Origin of the sequence: Silvania confinis (assembly GCF_025564085.1) — a bacterium.
Classification (GTDB): domain Bacteria; phylum Pseudomonadota; class Gammaproteobacteria; order Enterobacterales; family Enterobacteriaceae; genus Enterobacter; species Enterobacter confinis.
In genome coordinates, this window is sequence record NZ_JAMGZJ010000076.1 from 144,653 (window position 1) to 164,131 (window position 19,479).

At 59.1% G+C, this 19,479-nt stretch carries 16 protein-coding genes; 8 read left to right on the forward strand and 8 right to left on the reverse strand.

The window, feature by feature from the left end; all coding sequences use genetic code 11:
- The first annotated feature begins 78 nt into the window (after positions 1-78).
- Positions 79-1,458, forward strand: coding sequence for a putrescine aminotransferase (gene ygjG, locus M8013_RS13025; RefSeq protein ID WP_271268229.1), 1,380 nt, complete (start codon positions 79-81; stop codon positions 1,456-1,458).
- Positions 1,459-1,560: 102 nt separating this feature from the next.
- Here the strand turns inward: ygjG and lsrG are convergent, their stop codons facing one another.
- The 6 genes from lsrG to lsrA are packed head-to-tail and all read right to left on the reverse strand — an operon-like array spanning position 1,561 to position 7,247.
- Positions 1,561-1,854 carry a (4S)-4-hydroxy-5-phosphonooxypentane-2,3-dione isomerase gene (lsrG, locus tag M8013_RS13030; RefSeq protein ID WP_271268230.1) on the reverse strand — a complete coding sequence of 98 codons (294 nt, stop codon included), beginning with the start codon at positions 1,852-1,854 and terminating at the stop codon, positions 1,561-1,563.
- Complete coding sequence (lsrF, locus tag M8013_RS13035) at positions 1,851-2,738, reverse strand: 3-hydroxy-5-phosphonooxypentane-2,4-dione thiolase (protein ID WP_271268231.1); 888 nt, start codon at positions 2,736-2,738, stop codon at positions 1,851-1,853. The genes lsrG and lsrF overlap by 4 nt, the downstream gene beginning before the upstream one ends.
- 11 nt (positions 2,739-2,749) lie before the next feature.
- Positions 2,750-3,751, reverse strand: a complete 1,002-nt coding sequence (gene lsrB, locus M8013_RS13040) for an autoinducer 2 ABC transporter substrate-binding protein LsrB (RefSeq protein WP_271268393.1) — start codon at positions 3,749-3,751, stop codon at positions 2,750-2,752.
- A complete protein-coding gene (gene lsrD, locus M8013_RS13045) occupies positions 3,751-4,731 on the reverse strand; it encodes an autoinducer 2 ABC transporter permease LsrD (protein ID WP_271268232.1) in 981 nt (326 codons plus the stop codon). The genes lsrB and lsrD overlap by 1 nt, the downstream gene beginning before the upstream one ends.
- On the reverse strand, positions 4,732-5,763 hold the full coding sequence (lsrC, locus tag M8013_RS13050) for an autoinducer 2 ABC transporter permease LsrC (protein WP_271268233.1): 1,032 nt from the start codon (positions 5,761-5,763) through the stop codon (positions 4,732-4,734). It lies immediately after the preceding gene.
- Positions 5,760-7,247 carry an autoinducer 2 ABC transporter ATP-binding protein LsrA gene (lsrA, locus tag M8013_RS13055; protein WP_271268234.1) on the reverse strand — a complete coding sequence of 496 codons (1,488 nt, stop codon included), beginning with the start codon at positions 7,245-7,247 and terminating at the stop codon, positions 5,760-5,762. Before lsrA ends, lsrC begins: the two co-directional genes overlap by 4 nt.
- A 214-nt stretch (positions 7,248-7,461) precedes the next feature.
- On the opposite strand from lsrA, the gene lsrR reads away from it, so the two are divergent.
- From lsrR to M8013_RS13070, 3 genes are all read left to right on the forward strand, one after another.
- On the forward strand, positions 7,462-8,433 hold the full coding sequence (gene lsrR / locus M8013_RS13060) for a transcriptional regulator LsrR (protein ID WP_271268235.1): 972 nt from the start codon (positions 7,462-7,464) through the stop codon (positions 8,431-8,433).
- 33 nt (positions 8,434-8,466) lie between these two features.
- Complete coding sequence (gene lsrK, locus M8013_RS13065) at positions 8,467-10,044, forward strand: autoinducer-2 kinase (protein WP_271268236.1); 1,578 nt, start codon at positions 8,467-8,469, stop codon at positions 10,042-10,044.
- Positions 10,045-10,242: 198 nt separating this feature from the next.
- Positions 10,243-12,264, forward strand: coding sequence for an NADPH-dependent 2,4-dienoyl-CoA reductase (locus M8013_RS13070; RefSeq protein ID WP_271268237.1), 2,022 nt, complete (start codon positions 10,243-10,245; stop codon positions 12,262-12,264).
- Between the two features lie 121 nt (positions 12,265-12,385).
- Here the strand turns inward: M8013_RS13070 and rlmG are convergent, their stop codons facing one another.
- Entirely contained in the window at positions 12,386-13,522 is a 1,137-nt protein-coding gene (rlmG, locus tag M8013_RS13075) for a 23S rRNA (guanine(1835)-N(2))-methyltransferase RlmG (RefSeq protein ID WP_271268238.1), read from the reverse strand.
- Between the two features lie 85 nt (positions 13,523-13,607).
- Here rlmG and M8013_RS13080 point away from each other — a divergent pair, with 85 nt between their 5' ends.
- From M8013_RS13080 to sstT, 4 genes are all read left to right on the forward strand, one after another.
- Positions 13,608-14,108: a YgjP-like metallopeptidase domain-containing protein gene (locus M8013_RS13080; RefSeq protein ID WP_271268239.1), complete on the forward strand. Its 501-nt coding sequence runs from the start codon at positions 13,608-13,610 to the stop codon at positions 14,106-14,108.
- Between the two features lie 72 nt (positions 14,109-14,180).
- Entirely contained in the window at positions 14,181-15,179 is a 999-nt protein-coding gene (locus tag M8013_RS13085; RefSeq protein WP_271268240.1) for a Gfo/Idh/MocA family protein, read from the forward strand.
- 278 nt (positions 15,180-15,457) lie between these two features.
- Positions 15,458-16,426: a TerC family protein gene (locus tag M8013_RS13090; protein ID WP_271268241.1), complete on the forward strand. Its 969-nt coding sequence runs from the start codon at positions 15,458-15,460 to the stop codon at positions 16,424-16,426.
- Between the two features lie 216 nt (positions 16,427-16,642).
- Positions 16,643-17,884 carry a serine/threonine transporter SstT gene (gene sstT, locus M8013_RS13095; protein WP_271268242.1) on the forward strand — a complete coding sequence of 414 codons (1,242 nt, stop codon included), beginning with the start codon at positions 16,643-16,645 and terminating at the stop codon, positions 17,882-17,884.
- A 93-nt stretch (positions 17,885-17,977) separates the two neighbouring features.
- On the opposite strand, the gene M8013_RS13100 is transcribed toward sstT, so the two are convergent.
- Positions 17,978-19,465, reverse strand: a complete 1,488-nt coding sequence (locus M8013_RS13100; RefSeq protein WP_271268243.1) for a UxaA family hydrolase — start codon at positions 19,463-19,465, stop codon at positions 17,978-17,980.
- Positions 19,466-19,479: the final 14 nt, after the last annotated feature.

Genomic DNA, 19,479 nt, shown 5'->3' on the forward strand with positions numbered 1-19,479 from the left:
GTTAAGTCATCGGAAGTGGCGTAATCCCTGCAATACTTAATTCAGTATCATGTGATACGCGATACCCGGGAGCTCATTTTGAACAGGTTACCTTCCAGCGCATCGGCCCTTGCCTGTACCGCGCACGCACTGAATCTCATTGAGAAGCGAACGCTTGATCATGAGGAGATGAAACAATTAAACCGAGAGGTGATTGATTACTTCAAAGAGCATGTGAATCCGGGGTTTTTAGAGTACCGAAAATCTGTTACCGCTGGCGGGGATTACGGAGCCGTAGAGTGGCAAGCGGGAAGTCTGAATACGCTTGTTGACACCCAGGGACAGGAATTTATCGATTGCCTGGGTGGTTTTGGTATTTTCAATGTGGGGCACCGTAATCCAGTCGTGGTTTCCGCCGTACAAAATCAGCTCGCGAAACAACCCCTTCACAGTCAGGAGCTACTCGACCCGCTCAGGGCGATGCTGGCAAAGACGCTGGCAGCACTGACGCCGGGTAAACTAAAGTACAGCTTCTTCAGCAACAGCGGCACGGAAGCGGTCGAAGCGGCGCTTAAACTCGCCAAAGCGTACCAGTCGCCGCGCGGGAAATTCACCTTTATCGCCACCACCGGGGCTTTCCACGGTAAGTCGTTGGGCGCGCTCTCTGCGACGGCAAAATCGACCTTCCGTAAACCCTTTATGCCGCTGCTGCCGGGCTTCCGCCATGTGCCGTTCGGGGATATCAACGCCATGCGCAGCGTGCTGAGCGATTGCCGTAAAACCGGCGACGACGTGGCGGCGATTATCCTTGAGCCGATTCAGGGCGAAGGCGGGGTGATCCTGCCGCCGACGGGCTATCTGCCCGTGGTGCGCAAGCTGTGCGATGAGTTTGGCGCGCTGCTGATCCTCGATGAAGTGCAGACCGGGATGGGTCGCACCGGCAAGATGTTTGCCTGCGAGCATGAGAACGTGCAGCCAGACATTCTGTGCCTGGCCAAAGCGCTGGGCGGCGGCGTGATGCCGATTGGCGCGACGGTCGCCACCGAAGAGGTGTTCTCAGTGCTGTTCGATAACCCGTTCCTGCACACCACCACCTTTGGCGGCAACCCGCTGGCCTGTGCGGCAGCGCTGGCGACCATCAACGTGCTGCTGGAGCAGAACCTGCCCGCCCAGGCGGAGCAGAAAGGCGACATGTTGCTGGACGGCTTCCTCCAGTTGGGACGTGAGTACCCGGATCTGGTGCAGGATGCACGCGGCAAAGGGATGCTGATGGCGATCGAGTTTGTCGATAACGAAACCGGCTACAACTTCGCGAGCGAGATGTTCCGCCAGCGGGTGTTGGTGGCCGGAACGCTCAACAACTCGAAAACCATCCGCATTGAACCGCCGCTGACGTTGACCGTTGAGCAGTGCGAGCAAGTGCTGAAAGCGGCCCGTAAGGCGCTGGCTGCGATGCGGGTGAGCGTAACTGAAGCGTAGAAATGCCGGGCGGCGCTGCGCTAGCCCGGCCTACAAAACCCAAACCGCATCAACCCCGTAAGCCCGGTAAGCCCGGTAAGCGCCAGCGCCACCGGGCGTTTTTTATTCCGGCATCAATCCCACAAAGCAGCGTTTTTTACGCGGCTCCGACATTAATGCTTCGAGCTTTTCTACACACGCCAGATAGTGCGGGGTTTGCTTGTGCGCCAGCACCGCCTCTTCATCTTTGTAGGCTTCATAAATAAAGAAGCGGGTTTTGACACGCGGGTCCTGCAGGACGTCAAAGCGCAGGTTGCCCGGCTCCTGAATCGCCCCTTCGTGGTTGGCGCGAAAGACCTGCAAAAACTCGTCCACCCGCTCCGGTTTGATGTTGATCTCGACTAACGTTACGTTCATTTTGCTTCTCCCTGTTTTTCCTCCTGCCAGAACTGGTACGCCTCGCGGGCGCTGACGTTCTCGTGCACCACTTTTTTTACTGCTTTGAGCATCGCCAGCGGTGCGCTGGACTGGAAGATGTTACGCCCCATATCGACGCCGGACGCGCCCTGATCAATGGCGTGGAAACACATCTCCAGCGCCTCGAGCTCCGGCAATTTTTTCCCCCCGGCGATCACAATCGGCACCGGACAGCTGGCGGTCACTTTCTCGAACCCTTCTTCTACGTAATAGGTTTTGACGAACTGCGCCCCTATCTCGGCGGCGATGCGGCTGGCGAGTGAAAAGTAGCGCGCGTCGCGGGTCATCTCTTTGCCAACCCCGGTCACCGCCAGCGTCGGAATGCCGTAGCGATTCCCGGCATCCACCAGCTTGATGATGTTGTTGATTGACTGATGCTCGAACGGGCTTCCGATATACACCTGCGCCGCCACCGCGCAGACGTTCAGGCGCAGCGCATCCTCCATGGCCACCGCCACGCACTCGTTCGATAGCTCGCCCAGAATCGAGTTGCCTCCCGAGGCACGCAGCACCACCGGTTTGTTGGTGGCCGGTGGCACGGTGCTTCGCAGGATCCCGCGGGTGCACATCAGCACGTCGGTTTCGGCGAACAGCGGCGCAATGGAGAGATCGATGCGCTCGAGTCCGGTGGTCGGCCCCTGGAAATAGCCGTGATCGAAGGCCAGCATTACCGTGCGGTTGCTGGCGGGGTTAAAGATCCGCGCCAGCCGCGACTGCATGCCCCAGTCCAGCGCCCCGCAGCCTTTCAGCGTAAAAGGTGCGTTTTCTTGCGGCCGCCCGAGGCCAAAGTTTTTACCTTCTTTGATATCGTCTAAATCAGCCATGTTTTCCCCCGTCAGAAGTCGTATTTCCCGATGTTCTCTTTGGTGAACACCACCCGCTCCGGCAGCAGCACGATGCCATTCCCTTTCGCTTCATACTGATAGCCCTGCACGCTGTTCGGTTCGACCTTCAGGGTGCCGATATCGTTGACCTCTACGCTGTCGCCGACGTTAAGATCGCCTTTTTTCAACAACCGATCGGCGACATTGACCGCAATTTTGCCCTGTTGCACCACATCCCACAGGCCAAAGGCTTTTACCGTGCCGCGCTCCACGTACGGACGCATGACGTTTGGCGTACTGAATCCGACAATCGCCACCCCTTCGCGCTTCAGGTTTTCTGCCGCCTGCGCTGCCGCTGGCAACGCGTTGGCGTCCGGAGCGATGATCGCATCCAGATCCGGGTAGGCTTTTAAGATCCCCTCCGCGGTTTGTAGGGATTTGGTGGCGTCGTTATAGCCAAACTGGGTGGTGACGATCTGCCACTGAGGATGCTCTTTCGCGATCTTCGCTTTCGCAGCGTTGACCCACTGGTTCTGGTCGGTGACGGTAGGGCTGGAGTAGAAGAACGCCACTTTGGCGGCCGGTTTAGTCACCTGCTTTGCGGCCATCGCCACCAGCATGCCGCCGAGCTGTTCCGGGGTGCCCTGGTTAATGTAGATGCTGCGGCACTCCGGTTTGGTGTCGGAATCCCAGGTCAGCACTTTGACCCCACGCTGCATCGCGCGTTTCAACGCCGGGCAGAGGCCGTCCGGCGATACCGCCGAAACGATAATGGCGTTATAGCCCTGGTTGACGAAGTTATTGATCAGCTGCACCTGGCCGGAGACGCTCGGCTCGGTCGGGCCATCGTAGGTGACGTCCACACCCAGCGCTTTACCTGCCTCTTTTGCGCCGTTGCCGCCGCTGGTAAAGAAGCCTACCCCCACCAGTTTCGGGATAAACGCGATGCGATCCGCCGCCTGCGCCGAGGCCACGCTTAACGCTACGGCCAGCACCATCAGTTTTATTTTCATCATACGCTCCGGGTATTTTTTGTGAGAAGAGACCGCACCCATTCACGGTGCAGACTCAGCGAACGCCCCATCACCACCACAACCAACAGCGCCCCTGACAGCGCGCTCGACACCTGGTTGGGGATGCCGACCATCTGTAAACCCTGTTGTAGATACCCCACCAGCAGTGCCGCCAGCGCTGTACCGATTACCGAACCTGAACCGCCGTAGATATTCGCCCCGCCGAGCACCGCGGCAGTGAGCGCGGGCATCAGCAGGTCGCGCCCGAGATCGGAACGCGCCGAGCCGAAATAGGAGACCATCACCAGCGCGGCAATCGCCGAGGCGACCCCCACCAGGCCGTACAGCGCATACGGCATGCCGTTGACCGACAGCGCCGCATAGCGCGCCGCGCGCGGGTTTTGTCCTATCAAAAACAGATGGCGGCCAAAGCGCCCGCGATGGGCAATCAGCCAGAAGAAGAAGGTAATCACCGCAAACAGCACCAGCGGGATCGGCAGGCCCAGCAGCGTCAGGTTGGCAAACGCGGTGAAGCTGTCGGGGAAGCCGCCGATGCCTTCGTAGCCGGTTGCCCCCGCCATTCCCGAGAGCAGCAGCGCCCCGCCGCCGTACAGGTACAGGGTGCCGAGGGTGATCACCAGCGGGCTGATCCCGGTGTAGTGGATCAGTGCCGCGTTGAACAACCCGCACAGCAGCCCGAGCAATAAGGTCAGCGGGATCGCCGCCGCCATCGGCAGCCCGGCCTGCATCATCACCCCCAGCGCGATGGCGCACAGGCCGATGGTGGATCCGAGCGATATGTCGATCCCGCCGCTGACGATCACCAGCGTCAGCGGCAGCGCCACAATGCCGATGCAGATAAAATCGCTGGTGCTGAACAGCAGCATGTTGATGTCGAGCATCCGCGGATTGATGGCGCCAAACAGCAGGATCTCCAGCACCAGTAACACCAGCAGGGCGCACTCCCAGTTAAGCTTCATTTACGCCACCTCTTTTTTGCGTTTCGGAAATGGGGTGACGTGCTTCCCGCCTTTGTTGCCCGGCTGGAAGCGGCTGTACTTCAGTGCCCGCTGATGACGCGCCAGCGCCTGACGCAGCCGCCCGTCGAGCACCAGCACCCCCAGCAGCACCAGCCCGGCGATAAAGTCGTTCCACCATGCAGGAAGGCGGAACAGCACCAGCACGGTATCGATTTGGGTCAGGAAGAAGGCCCCGAGCAGCGCGCCGATCAAGGTCCCGGTACCGCCGAGCAGCGAGATGCCGCCCAGCACGCAGGCGGCGATGGCTTTCATCTCCAGCCCGCTGCCGGTCTGGTTGGGCACAAAACCAATCTGCGCGGCAAACACAATCCCGGCGCAGGCCGCCAGCACGCCATTGAGGGTGAAGGCCGCCATCCGGGTGCGATTGACCGCCACGCCCAGCTGACGGGCGGCGGCGAGGTTATCGCCAACCGCGTAAAAATCGCGGCCAAAGGCGGTGCGCGACAGGGTCCACGCCCCGACGGCGGCTAACGCCAGCACCACCATCCCCAGCGGCGATATGCCGAGCGCCAGCGGGGCCGAAAGCGATTTCAGGCTCGGGGGCAGTCCTTCAATCCACTTGCCGCCGGTCCACAGCAGCATTGCCCCGCGATACAGTCCCAGGGTGCCGAGGGTGGCAACAATCGCCGGAATGCGCAGCCCGACCACCAGCAGGCCGTTAAACGCCCCCGCCAGCGCACCCATCGCCAGCGCGAACAGGATCGCCACCGGCAGGCCGTAGCCGTTATTCAGCGCCACCCCCACGGCAATGGCGCTGAGCCCCACCGTCGAGCCCACCGACACGTCAATGTTACGCGTCAGCATCACCAGCGCTGCGCCAAGAGCCAGCAGGATCAGGATCTGCGAGCTGGCAAAAATCATCCCCAGCGTTTGCAGGCTCAGATACGCCGGGTTGAGCGCCACCAGCAGCGCGAACAGCGCCACAATGGCGAGAAAGGCGCTGAGTTCGCGGTTTTTCAACAGTGTTTTCATGCCTGTCCTCCAAAGGCCAGGGCCATCATCCGCTCGAGGCTGACAGCATGGCGCGGCAGTTCGCCGTTGAGCATCCCCTGGTGCATCACCAGCACCCGGTCGGCAAGACCGGGGAATTCGTCCATGTCGCTGGAGATCATCAGCACCGCCACGTTCTGCGCCGCCACGCTTTTCAGCAACTGGTAGATGTCGGCGCGGGCCGAGACGTCCACCCCGCGGGTCGGTTCATCGACGATCAGCAATAAAGGATTGGCTTCCAGGCAGCGCGCCAGCAGCACCTTTTGCTGATTGCCACCCGACAGCGTGCGCACGGTCTGATCCGGGCTGTTGAGCTTGATCCCCAGCGCCCGGTGATAGCGCTCGACCACCGCCGCCTCGCGGCTCTTTTGCTGCCACAGCGACGGTTCGTTCAGCGCCACCGTGTTCCAGCGCACTGGAGCATCAAGGAACAGGCCGGATACCTGCCGGTCCTCCGGGAGATAGACCAGCCCTTTATTAAGCCGGGCGCTGACCGGATCGCCGTCGATCTGCTGGTTCTCCAGCCAGACTCGCCCTGCGCGCGATGGGCGTAAGCCGTACAGCGTTTCGGCAAACTCGGTGCGCCCGGATCCCACTAACCCGGCCAGACCGACGATCTCCCCGGCGTAGATCTCAAGGTTCAGATCGATAAAGCCCTCCCCGGTGAGGTTTTCTACTCGCAGCACCGGGAAGTCTTTGGCCTGCGTGCGGCGATTGCCCGGCAGCGCCAGCCACAGCTTTTGCGTGTCCGTCAGGCCCTGTTCGCGGCTGACCGGGGTCATGGCGGCAATCAGCGCCGCGTCATCAAACTGCGTCGTTTCGCCACTCAGCACCACCGCCCCGTCGCGCATCACCGAGACGTGGCTGGCCAGCTGGCGGATTTCAGGCAATTTGTGCGAGATAAAGACAATGCCGACGCCCAGCTGCTGTAGGGCGCGGATCTGGCGAAAAAGACGCTCCGTTTCGCCGGGGGTCAGCGAGGCGGTGGGTTCGTCGAGGATCAGGATCTTCGCTTCGCGCATTAGCCCGCGCAGGATCTCCACCATCTGCTGATCCGCCACCTCCAGGGTGCTGGCGGCGACGTCTAAATTCAGCTGGCACTGGAGCTGCTCCAGTTTATCGGCAAGGCGCTGAGCGGTAGCGTTGCTGCGCGGCAGACGGAAGAGGATGTTTTCCCGCACGCTGAGATTAGGGAACAGCATCGGCTCCTGCGGCACCAGGTAAATGCCAAGCTGGTGCGCCTGGACCGGCTTCAGGCGAGCAAACGGGCGGCCAGCAATATAAAGTTCACCGCGGTCGGGGGTTTCAACCCCGGCGACAATCTTCATCAGCGTGGATTTGCCCGCGCCGTTGCCGCCCATCAGGGCATGCACCTGGCCCGCCAGCAGCGTGAAATCAATGTCTTTCAATACAGGAACGCCGGAAAACTGCTTGTGGATCCCGCGCGCTTCGATAAGTGCTGTCATTATCGCTCCGCCATTGAACAAATGATTTTTTGATTTAATAATGTTCAAAAGCGTAGACCCTGAACTATATTTACAACCGTGCAGGGATCACACTTTTATGACCAGGATCGCGATAAAGCAGAAACCTTCCTGAATATGCAATTTGCCGTGTGGCTCACACTTTCGCCCTGTGGCACACCGAACATATGATCTAAATTTTGATAAGAGTTCATCTATGAGCGAGAAACGCAGTGTCGAAGAGGGACGTTTTGCCGGGCTGGCGCTGGCGGAAGAGGAGCTGGTGGCACGTGTGGCGTGGTGTTACTACCACGACGGCCTGACGCAGAACGATATTGGCGAGCGGCTGGGGTTGCCGCGCCTGAAGATTTCGCGCCTGCTGGAAAAAGGACGCCAGTCGGGGGTGATCCGCGTGCAGATCAACTCCCGTTATGAAGGCTGTCTGGCGCTGGAAACCGAGCTGCAGCAGCGCTTCGGCCTGAAGCTTGCCCGCGTGCTGCCGGCGCTGAACACCCCGCCGATGAACGTGCGCTTAGGGATTGGTGCCGCCCAGTCGCTGATGGGCGTGCTGGCCCCCGGCCAGCTGCTGGCGGTGGGATTTGGTGAAGCCACCATGAGCTGCGTGCAGCACCTGAGCGGCTTTATCAGTTCCCAGCAGGTGCGACTGGTAACACTCTCTGGCGGAGTTGGGCCGTATATGACCGGCATCGGCCAGCTGGATGCGGCCTGCAGCGTCAGCATGATCCCTGCCCCGCTGCGGGTGTCATCCGCAGAGGTAGCCGGGATCTTAAAACGTGAAGCCAGCGTGCGGGATGTGATCCTCGCCGCCAGCGCCGCCGACGTCGCCGTGGTCGGGATTGGATCGATAAATCAGCGCCGGGATGCCACCATTTTGCGCTCCGGCTACATCAGCGAGGGCGAGCAGCTGATGCTGGCCCGCAAAGGTGCAGTCGGGGACATACTGGGCTATTTCCTGAATGCCGAAGGGGAACGGGTGCCAGATCTGGCCATCCATCAGGAGTTACTGGGCGTGACGCTCGACGAGCTGGCGCAGCTGCCCACCATCGTTGGCGTGGCCGGAGGGGAAGAGAAAGCCGATGCGATTTATGCCGCACTGAACGGCCGCCGTATCAATGGCCTGGTGACGGAAGAGATGACAGCCCGCGCGGTGCTGGCTCTGGCAAGCTAAGGGCCAATCCCGCGCCTGACACGAGGCAAACTGATGAGTTACCTTTTAGCGTTAGATGCAGGGACGGGAAGCGTTCGCGCCGTGGTGTTCGATCTTAACGGCAATCAGATAGCGGTCGGCCAGGCGGAGTGGAAACACCTGAGCGTGGAGAATGTCCCCGGCTCGATGGAGTTCGATCTCGACACCAACTGGCGGCTGGCCTGCCAGTGCATTCACCAGGCGCTGGCGCGGGCGCAGCTAAGCGCGGCGGATATCCAGTCCGTCGCCTGCTGCTCAATGCGCGAAGGGATCGTCCTGTACGACCGCAACGGTGAGGCCATCTGGGCCTGTGCCAACGTCGATGCCCGCGCCAGCCGCGAAGTGGCAGAGCTAAAAGAGATCCACGACTTCCGCTTTGAATCCGAAGTGTACGACGTCTCCGGCCAGACTCTGGCCCTGAGCGCCATGCCGCGCCTGCTGTGGCTGGCGCACCATCGCCCGGATATCTATCGCAAGGCCGCCACCATCACCATGATCAGCGACTGGCTGGCGGCGAAGCTCTCTGGCGAGCTGGCGGTGGACCCGTCTAACGCGGGCACCACCGGGATGCTCGATCTGTTCAGCCGCAACTGGCGTCCGGCGCTGCTGGATATGGCCGGGCTGCGCGCCGACATCCTCTCGCCGGTAAAAGAGACCGGCACCGTTTTAGGGGCTGTTACTCGTGATGCCGCGCAGCAAAGCGGCCTGCGTGAAGGCACCCCGGTAGTGATGGGCGGGGGCGATGTGCAGCTGGGCTGCCTCGGGCTGGGCGTGGTGCGCGCCGGGCAAACTGCGGTGCTGGGCGGCACCTTCTGGCAGCAAGTGGTGAATCTGCCGCAGGTGCGTACCGATCCGCAGATGAACATCCGCGTGAATCCGCACGTGATCCCCGGTATGGCGCAGGCGGAGTCGATCAGCTTCTTTACCGGGCTGACCATGCGCTGGTTCCGCGATGCTTTTTGCGCCGAGGAGAAGCTGATTGCCGAGCGGCTGGGCGTGGACACCTATCAACTGATGGAAGAGATGGCCAGCCGGGTGCCGCCGGGTTCTCACGGGGTGATGCCAATCTTCTCGGACGCGATGCACTTTAAGCAGTGGTATCACGCGGCACCGTCGTTTATTAACCTCTCCATCGATCCAGAAAAATGCAACAAAGCCACGCTGTTCCGCGCGCTGGAAGAGAACGCCGCGATTGTCTCCGCCTGCAATCTGGCGCAGATTTCGCAGTTTTCTGGCGTGACCTTTGACGGGCTGGTGTTTGCCGGGGGCGGCGCCAAAGGGGCGCTGTGGAGCCAGATCCTGAGTGACGTGACCGGATTGCCGGTGCGGGTGCCGGAGGTGAAAGAGGCCACCGCGCTGGGCTGCGCGATTGCCGCCGGAACGGGCGCGGGGCTGTTTACCGACATGGCCGCGACGGGCGAGAAACTGGTGCGCTGGAGCCGGGAGTTTACGCCAAACCCGGCACACCGGGAGCTGTACGACGGCATGATGCAGAAATGGCAGGCGGTGTACGCCGATCAGCTCGGGCTGGTGGACAGCGGGTTGACCACCTCGATGTGGCAGGCGCCGGGGTTGGTGCCCGCAGCACGTTAAACGCCGGATGGCGCTGGGCTTATCCGGCCTACAACACACCTGTCCGTAGCCCCGGTAAGCGCAGCGCCACCGGGGAAAAACGCCGCGCTTTTTGAATCTCATCACAATCATTGGATCCTGTTTTTACCTTTTCCCCGCCGCTGGCTAAATTAGTAACTCATCCGACCACATAACAATAATTTTACATTGGAAGAGACTATGAGCCGCTACCCGTCGTTATTTGCCCCCCTCGATCTGGGGTTTACTACGCTCAAAAACCGCGTGTTAATGGGCTCGATGCATACCGGTCTGGAGGAGCGCCCGGACGGCGCTGAGCGGCTGGCGGCCTTCTACGCCGAGCGCGCCCGTCATGGGGTGGCGCTGATTGTTACCGGCGGCGTAGCCCCGGCGCTTTCGGGCGTCGGGATGGAGGGCGGCGCGGTGCTTAACGATGCGGCACAGCTGCCGCATCACCGGATTGTCACCGATGCCGTGCACCGGGAAGGCGGTAAAATCGCCCTGCAAATTTTGCACACCGGGCGCTACAGCTATCAGCCGCAGCTGGTGGCCCCGTCCGCGATCCAGGCTCCGATCAACCGCTTTACGCCTCATGCCCTCACCCATGATGAGATCCTGACCCTGATCGACGACTTTGCCCGCTGCGCCGCGCTGGCGCGGGAAGCAGGCTACGACGGCGTGGAGGTGATGGGTTCCGAAGGCTATCTGATCAACGAATTCCTCGCCGCCCGCACCAACCAGCGCGATGACGAATGGGGCGGTGACTATCCGCGCCGGATGCGCTTTGCGGTGGAAGTGGTGCGTGCGGTACGGGCACGTGCGGGGGCTGACTTTATTATCGTCTTCCGCCTGTCGATGCTCGATCTGGTGGAGGGCGGCGGCACCTTTGATGAAACCGTCCAGCTGGCGCAGGCCATTGAAGCGGCAGGCGCGACCATCATTAACACCGGGATCGGCTGGCACGAGGCACGGATCCCCACCATCGCCACCCCGGTGCCGCGCGCGGCATTCAGCTGGGTGACGCGCAAGCTGAAAGGCAAAGTATCGATCCCGCTGGTGACCACCAACCGCATCAACGATCCAAAAGTGGCAGACGACCTGCTGGCGAACGGCGATGCCGATATGGTCTCGATGGCGCGGCCGTTCCTCGCCGATGCGGAGATCCTTTCCAAAGCGCAAAGCGGGCGAGCGGATGAGATCAACACCTGTATCGGCTGTAACCAGGCTTGTCTGGATCAGATCTTCGTCGGCAAAGTGACCTCCTGCCTGGTGAACCCCCGTGCCTGCCACGAAACCCTGATGCCAATTGTGCCGGCGGTAAACAAAAAGCGGCTGGCGGTGGTGGGCGCAGGCCCGGCGGGACTGGCGTTTGCGGTGAATGCCGCCGCGCGTGGTCACGCGGTAACGCTATTTGATGCGGCCCCGGAGATCGGCGGGCAGTTTAATATCGCTAAACAGATCCCCGGCAAAGAGGAGTTCTATGAAACCCTGCGCTATTACGCGCGGATGATCGAACTTACGGGTGTCGATCTGCGGCTTAATCAGTTTGTCACCGCGCAGGATCTGCTCGACTTTGATGAAACGATCCTCGCCAGCGGGATCGCCCCGCGAATGCCTGAGATCGACGGTATCGATCATCCAAAAGTGTTGAGCTATCTCGACGTGCTGCGCGACAAAGCCCCGGTGGGCGAGCGCGTGGCGATTATCGGCTGCGGCGGCATCGGCTTTGATACGGCCATGTACCTGAGCCAGCCGGGGCCGACCACCAGCCTGAATATCGCCGAATTCTGCGAGGAGTGGGGAATCGACACCACGCTGAACCAGGTCGGCGGTTTACGCCCGCAAGGGCCACAGCTGCCAAAAAGCCCGCGTCAGATCGTGATGCTGCAGCGTAAAGCCAGTAAACCGGGGGATGGGTTGGGGAAAACCACCGGCTGGATCCACCGGACGACCCTGCTCTCGCGCGGCGTGAAGATGATCCCGGCAGTGAGTTATCAGAAGATCGACGATGACGGGCTACACGTATTGATCGGCGGTGAACCGCAGCTGCTGCGGGTGGATCAGGTGATCCTCTGCGCCGGTCAGGAGCCAAAGCGCGGCCTTGCCGATCCGCTGCGTGAAGCAGGAAAAACGGTACATTTGATTGGCGGGTGCGACGTGGCGATGGAGCTGGATGCCCGGCGGGCGATTGCCCAAGGGACGAAATTAGCGCTGGAGATTTAACGGCATCGCCGGGAGGCGAGGTAAAAGCAAAACGGCAACCTGGTTGCCGTTTTTAGTGTTTGCACCCTCTCCCCGTGGGAGAGGGCCGGGGTGAGGGCATCAGGCCGCACCCGTTTGAATCTTAGCGGTTACGACCGGTCTTCACCGCTTTCAGCACCACGAATTTTTTATTGGTGGCGACCGTTTCACAGTTACCGAAGATCTTCTTCAGCTTGTGGAAGTAGTCCAGGTGACGGTTGGCCACGATGTACAACTCACCACTGATTTTCAGGCAACGGCGTGCGTGGTGGAACATCTCCCAGGCGACGTTATCGGTCAGCGCATGCTGCTGATGGAACGGTGGGTTGCACAGGATTGCGTTAAAGCGGAACGGCTCGACGCCTGACAGGGCGTTGTTGATCATAAACTCGCAGCGATCCAGCGCATCGGGCATGTTGCTTTCAACGTTCAGACGGCTGGAGGCCACCGCCATCGGCGATTCATCGGTAAACAGCACGCTCGCCTCTGGGTTCTTCGCCAGCAGCGTCAGACCCACTACCCCGTTACCACAGCCGAGATCGACGATTTCACCTTCGAGGTTTTCCGGCAGATTCTCGATAAAGAAGCGCGCACCAATATCCAGCCCGGTACGAGAGAAGACGTTCGCGTGGTTGTGGATGGTCCAGTCGGTGCCTTCCAGTTTCCAGCTTAAAATCTGCTGTGCGTCGGCAAGCGTAGGTTCGCTGAAGGTACAGTTGATCAGACGCGCCTTTTTCCACGCCAGCGTGGTGGTGGTCGGGCCCAGCACTTTCTCGAACAGCTGCAGCGTTGAGGTGTGGATATCTCGCGCTTTTGCACCAGCAATAATGCGCGTTTGCGGCGTAACAACCCGGCGCAGCGCGCGCAGCTGCTGTTCCAGCAATGCCATGGTTTTCGGGATCTTAATCAGCACCACGCCCGGCGCCTGCGGGTAGTCGGCGTTGCTGTCGAGAAACTTAACGCTGGATTCCGCAATGTCGTTGTGACGCAGGTTTTCACGCGTCGCCAGCTCGCTCAGATAAGAGTCACCGATGCTGTACGGCGTATGTTCAGCCAGCGCGCAGCCTAATGCACCGAAAATATCATTCAGGATCAGAACCGGGCCGCTAATTTCGGTGTCATCCAACTGCTGCAGCAGATATTCATCCGCCGCTTCCCACGCCTGGAGCGGGTTAACGTCATCCGTTTCCGGGAAACGTTTTAAGTCGAGTGAACGGAAACCGTTGTCTAAGTGGCTCATCGGCCCTCCTGAATGGTAAAATTTTGGCGTTATCCCTGAAAAGGGTGCGTGAGTATACCCGTTTTCATCTTCATTTGGGGTTTTGATGAACCAACTAACCTATCTCCAGGGCTATCCGGACACTTTATTGTCCCAGGTGCGCACACTCATTAGCGAGCAAAAGCTGGGAAGCGTGCTGGAAAAACGCTATCCGGGCACCCACGACTTCGCGACGGATAAAGCCCTCTGGCAGTATACGCAGGACCTGAAAAACCGGTATTTGAAGAGCGCCCCGCCGATCAATAAGGTGATGTATGACAATAAGATCCACGTGCTGAAAAACGCGCTGGGCCTGCATACCGCCATCTCCCGCGTGCAGGGCGGCAAGCTAAAAGCCAAAGCCGAGATCCGCGTGGCAACCGTGTTTCGCAACGCACCGGAAGCCTTTTTACGCATGATTGTGGTGCATGAACTGGCGCACCTGAAAGAGAAAGAACACGACAAAGCGTTCTATTCTCTGTGCTGTCATATGGAGCCGCAATATCACCAACTCGAGTTTGATACCCGTCTGTGGCTGACGCATTTATCGTTAAAGAGTAATGCGTGATGGCGCACTGGTTTTGTCATCATCGCGTGTTACAGTGACAAAAGGTCCCCTCTACGGAGCACGTAAAGCGTTATGATACGTTTCGCAGTCGTTGGCACGAACTGGATCACCCGTCAGTTCGTCGATGCCGCCCATGAAACCGGCAAATATAAACTCACCGCAGTCTATTCCCGCAGCCTTGAGCAGGCCCAGGCTTTTGCAAGCGACTACCTCGTCGAGCATCTGTTTACCTCTCTGGACGATCTGGCACAAAGTGATGCCATTGACGCGGTTTATATTGCCAGCCCCAATTCGCTCCACTTCCTGCAAACGAAACTGTTCCTCAGCCATCAAAAACATGTGATTTGCGAGAAACCGCTGGCGTCGAACATTCAGGAAGTCGAAGAGGCCATTCAGCTTGCGCGGGAAAACCATGTAGTGCTGTTCGAAGCGTTTAAAACTGCCAGCCTGCCGAACTTCCTGCTGCTGCAACAGTCTTTGCCGAAACTCGGCAAAGTGCGTAAAGCCTTCATTAACTACTGCCAGTATTCGTCACGCTATCAGCGCTATCTGGACGGCGAGAATCCGAATACCTTTAATCCGGCTTTCTCCAACGGGTCGATTATGGATATCGGCTTCTACTGCCTGGCCTCTGCGGTCGCGCTGTGGGGTGAACCGCATCGGGTGCAGGCCACCGCGAGCCTGCTGGAGAGCGGCGTGGATGCACACGGACTGGCGGTGCTGGATTACGGCGATTTCAGCGTCACGCTGCAGCACTCCAAAGTAAGTGACTCAGTGTTGCCAAGCGAAATCCAGGGCGAGAACGGCTCTTTGGTTATCGAGAAGATCTCCGAATGCCAGAAACTGAGCTTCGTGCCGCGCGGCGGCAAAGCCCAGGAGCTGACGCAGCCGCAGCATATTAACACTATGCTGTATGAGGCAGAGGTGTTTGCGCGCCTGGTTGAAACCGAAGAAGTTAACCACCCGGGTCTGGCAGTGAGTCGCACAACGGCGAAGCTGCAAACCGAGATCCGTCGCCAGACAGGTGTGGTCTTCCCGGCAGACGGCGTGAGCGCAGAAGTTCCCGCGTAAAGCTGCGTAATGAATACGTGCAGGCCATTGACGAGGTTTCTGGCCTGACATATTTTGTTACCTGCAAAGGGGAGTAACTTCCTTGCCGGTGGATCGTCATTACGGTGCGTACAAAACCGCACCCGGTCGCCGGGCAACGAAAAAGGTGTACGCCAATCGTATTCCTTTCTGGTTGTAAGTGAGACCTTGCCGGAAGGCGAGGTCTATGCATAAAAAACGCAACGGCTATCGTCTTCTGACGCTAGCCGTTTTGTTTTTATATGCATAAGGACACGATTATGAATACTGTAGGTACGCCGCTGATGTGGGGCGGATTTGCCGTCGTGGTGATTATCATGTTGGCGGTAGATCTCTTACTGCAAGGGCGTCGCGGCGCACATGGCATGACCATGAAGCAGGCAGCCAGCTGGTCGCTGGTATGGGTCGCGCTCTCTTTACTGTTCTGTGCTGCTTTCTGGTGGCATCTCTCCCTTACCCAGGGTCGCGCTGTTGCCGATCCGCAGGCACTCGCGTTCCTCACCGGCTATCTGATTGAAAAAGCGCTGGCCGTCGATAACGTCTTCGTCTGGCTGATGCTGTTTAGCTATTTTGCCGTTCCTGCGGCGTTGCAGCGTCGGGTGCTGGTGTACGGCGTGCTGGGCGCGATTGTGCTGCGTACCATCATGATTTTCGCCGGTAGCTGGCTGATTTCACAGTTCGAGTGGCTGCTGTATGTCTTCGGCGCGTTCCTGTTATTCACCGGCGTGAAGATGGCGCTGGCGAAAGAAGATGAAGCGGGAATCGGCGAGAAGCCGCTGGTGCGCTGGATCCGCAGCCACCTGCGAATGACCGACACCATCGACAATGAGCACTTCTTCGTGCGCAAGAATGGCCTGTTGTTCGCGACACCGCTGCTGCTGGTGCTGATCCTCGTTGAGCTGAGCGACGTGATCTTTGCCGTCGACAGCATCCCGGCGATTTTTGCCGTGACCACCGACCCGTTCATTGTTTTGACCTCAAACCTGTTTGCGATCCTCGGCCTGCGTGCGATGTACTTCTTGCTGGCGGGCGTGGCAGAGCGCTTCTCAATGTTGAAATATGGCCTGTCAGTGATCCTGGTGTTTATCGGCATCAAGATGATGATCGTCGATTTCTACCACATTCCGATCGCCATTTCGCTGGGCGTGGTGTTTGGCATCCTGGTATTGACCCTGATTATCAATGCCTGGGTTAACCACCTGCGTGATAAGAAACAGCAGCCACTGTAAGGTTTGTGCCCGGCTTCGCAACAGCGCTAGCCGGGCCTGCAAAATTGTAAAATTAAAGTTAAAAAGTATGACGTAGTACGTAAAACCCAGCATTTTACACTTCCCAGCCCCCGCACTTTCAATATACTCAACCAGGCAAACACAGACCTCAATCCGGGATGACAAGTGCCTCAGAGCACCGCCGGGACGGAACGCAATTTCATTTAAGGAATACCCATGACCATACAATCTTCTGGTCTGCTCGGGCGTCTTTCGCGCGGCAGTCTCGTTAAACAAATACTGATAGGCCTGGTGCTGGGCATCGCGCTGGCACTTCTCTCTAAACCTGCAGCGGTTGCTACCGGCCTGCTCGGCACGCTGTTCGTCGGCGCGCTAAAAGCCGTTGCGCCGGTGCTGGTGTTAACGCTGGTGATGGCCTCTATCGCCAACCATCAGCAGGGGCAGAAAACCAATATCCGCCCTATTCTCTGGCTCTATTTATTCGGTACTTTCGCTGCCGCGCTGACCGCCGTCGTGGTGAGCTTTATTTTCCCTTCTTCGTTGCAGCTGACCACCGGTGCGACCGATATTACGCCGCCTGCGGGTATTGTTGAGGTGATGCACGGCCTGCTGATGAGCATCGTCGCGAACCCGATTCATGCCCTGCTCAACGCCAACTACATCGGGATTCTGGTGTGGGCCATCGGCCTCGGCTTTGCCCTGCGCCACAGCAATGACTCCACCAAAAATCTGATCAACGACCTCTCTAATGCCGTGACATGGATCGTGCAGCTGGTGATCCGTTTTGCGCCGATTGGTATTTTCGGCCTGGTCGCATCGACGCTGGCAACCACCGGTTTTAGTGCACTGTGGGGCTACGCCCAGTTGCTGCTGGTACTGATTGGCTGTATGGCCGTGGTAGCGCTGGTTATCAACCCGCTGCTGGTGTTCCTGCAGATCCGTCGCAACCCGTATCCGCTGGTGCTGATGTGCCTGCGTGAAAGTGGCGTTACCGCGTTCTTCACCCGCAGCTCTGCCGCCAACATTCCGGTGAATATGGCACTGTGTGAGAAGCTGAACCTGGATCGTGATACCTATTCGGTGTCCATTCCGCTGGGCGCGACCGTCAATATGGCGGGTGCAGCGATCACCATTACCGTGCTGACGCTGGCTGCGGTTTATACGCTGGGTATTCCGGTGGATCTGCCGACGGCGCTGCTGCTGAGCGTGGTTGCGGCCCTGTGTGCCTGCGGTGCATCCGGCGTGGCGGGCGGTTCGCTGCTGCTGATCCCGCTGGCCTGTAATATGTTCGGCATCCCGAACGAAATCGCCATGCAGGTGGTGGCGGTAGGCTTCATTATTGGCGTGCTGCAGGACTCCTGTGAAACGGCGATCAACTCCTCGACTGACGTGATGTTTACCGCCGCAGTGTGTCAGGCGGAAGACGCGCGTCTGGCGAAAAACGCGTTACGAGGTTAACAGCAAAACGGCAACCCTGAGGTTGCCGTTTTAAATGTTTGTACCCTCTCCCTGTGGGAGAGGGTCAGGGTGAGGGCATCAGACCGCGCCGGACTACAGCGTCACACCACTCTTAAAGATCGCCAGCTCGCGGAAGTCGTTGCGTTCGTTGCAGGTCGGATTGCCGTTAGCAATATCCACAATCACATCCACAAACTCGTTCAACAGCTGCGGCATTGCTTTGCCGTGGATCAGCTGACCTGCATCAAAATCAATCCAGTGCTTTTTCTTCGCTGCCAGCTCACTGTTGGTGGCGATTTTCACCGTGGGCACAAAACCACCGTACGGCGTACCGCGACCGGTACTGAACAGCACCATGTGACAGCCTGCTCCCGCCAGCGCGCTGGTGGCGACCGCATCGTTGCCCGGGGCGCTTAACAGGTTCAGACCGTGAGTGTTCAGGCGCTCGCCGTAACGCAGAACGTCCACCACCTGGCTGGCACCCGCTTTCTGGGTACAGCCGAGGGATTTCTCTTCAAGCGTGGTGATCCCGCCCGCTTTGTTGCCCGGGGAGGGGTTTTCGTAGATCGGCTGGTTGTGGGCAATGAAGTACTGTTTGAAATCGTTGACCATGGTGACGGTCTTTTCAAAGGTCTCTTCGTCGCGGCAGTGGCTCATCAGAATACGCTCTGCGCCAAACATCTCCGGCACTTCGGTCAGGACGGTGGTGCCGCCATTGCCAATCACGTAATCCGAGAAACGGCCCAGCATCGGGTTGGCGGTAATACCGGACAGACCGTCCGATCCGCCGCACTCGAGGCCAAACTTCAGCTCGCTCAGCTTACCCGCTTCGCGCTGGTCGTGACGCATCACCTCATACAGCTGATGCAGGTGCTCCAGCCCGGCTTCCACTTCATCATCCTGGTGCTGACAGACCATGAAATGCACGCGCGAGGCATCGAAATCACCCAGAGTTTCGCGGAACGCATCGACCTGGTTGTTCTCGCAGCCGAGGCCAATCACCAACACCGCCCCGGCATTCGGGTGACGCACCATGTTTTGCAGCATGGTGCGGGTGTTAATGTGATCGTCGCCGAGCTGGGAACAGCCGTAGGTGTGGCTGAACAGAAACACCCCGTCGGTACCTTCGGCATCGTGGGTCTCTTTCAGGAACCGGCTCTGGATCTGGCGGGCGATCCCGTTGACGCAGCCGACGGTCGGCAGGATCCACAGCTCATTGCGGATCCCCACCTCACCGCTGGCGCGGCGGTAGATCTGCACGTCACGATCGTCTTGCTGGTTGTCTTCAGCCTGAAAATCAGGTTGATAGCTGTACTCATCCAGATCGCTAAGATTGGTGCGCGTATTGTGGGAGTGAATGAATTCACCCGCCGCGATATCAGCCAGCGCATGACCGATGGGCAAGCCGTATTTCACCACGTTTTCGCCTTTGGCAATTTCGCCCAACGCGAATTTATGCCCGCGCGAAACCGCCTGACGAAGCGTGACTACCTGGTTATCGAAAGTCACTTCCGTGCCTTCGCTCAGGTCGGCCAGCGCTACTGCAACGTTATCCAGCGAATGGATTTTGATGTATTGCATATCAACCTCAAAGG

Excerpts from the sequence above, each read along its gene's own strand:
- lsrG (WP_271268230.1), bottom strand. The coding sequence starts at position 1,854 with ATGAACGTAACGTTAGTCGAGATCAACATCAAACCGGAGCGGGTGGAC.
- lsrF (WP_271268231.1), bottom strand. The coding sequence starts at position 2,738 with ATGGCTGATTTAGACGATATCAAAGAAGGTAAAAACTTTGGCCTCGGG.
- lsrB (WP_271268393.1), bottom strand. The coding sequence starts at position 3,751 with ATGAAAATAAAACTGATGGTGCTGGCCGTAGCGTTAAGCGTGGCCTCG.
- lsrD (WP_271268232.1), bottom strand. The coding sequence starts at position 4,731 with ATGAAGCTTAACTGGGAGTGCGCCCTGCTGGTGTTACTGGTGCTGGAG.
- lsrC (WP_271268233.1), bottom strand. The coding sequence starts at position 5,763 with ATGAAAACACTGTTGAAAAACCGCGAACTCAGCGCCTTTCTCGCCATT.
- lsrA (WP_271268234.1), bottom strand. The coding sequence starts at position 7,247 with ATGACAGCACTTATCGAAGCGCGCGGGATCCACAAGCAGTTTTCCGGC.
- lsrR (WP_271268235.1), top strand. The coding sequence starts at position 7,462 with ATGAGCGAGAAACGCAGTGTCGAAGAGGGACGTTTTGCCGGGCTGGCG.
- lsrK (WP_271268236.1), top strand. The coding sequence starts at position 8,467 with ATGAGTTACCTTTTAGCGTTAGATGCAGGGACGGGAAGCGTTCGCGCC.
- M8013_RS13070 (WP_271268237.1), top strand. The coding sequence starts at position 10,243 with ATGAGCCGCTACCCGTCGTTATTTGCCCCCCTCGATCTGGGGTTTACT.
- rlmG (WP_271268238.1), bottom strand. The coding sequence starts at position 13,522 with ATGAGCCACTTAGACAACGGTTTCCGTTCACTCGACTTAAAACGTTTC.
- M8013_RS13080 (WP_271268239.1), top strand. The coding sequence starts at position 13,608 with ATGAACCAACTAACCTATCTCCAGGGCTATCCGGACACTTTATTGTCC.
- M8013_RS13085 (WP_271268240.1), top strand. The coding sequence starts at position 14,181 with ATGATACGTTTCGCAGTCGTTGGCACGAACTGGATCACCCGTCAGTTC.
- M8013_RS13090 (WP_271268241.1), top strand. The coding sequence starts at position 15,458 with ATGAATACTGTAGGTACGCCGCTGATGTGGGGCGGATTTGCCGTCGTG.
- sstT (WP_271268242.1), top strand. The coding sequence starts at position 16,643 with ATGACCATACAATCTTCTGGTCTGCTCGGGCGTCTTTCGCGCGGCAGT.
- M8013_RS13100 (WP_271268243.1), bottom strand. The coding sequence starts at position 19,465 with ATGCAATACATCAAAATCCATTCGCTGGATAACGTTGCAGTAGCGCTG.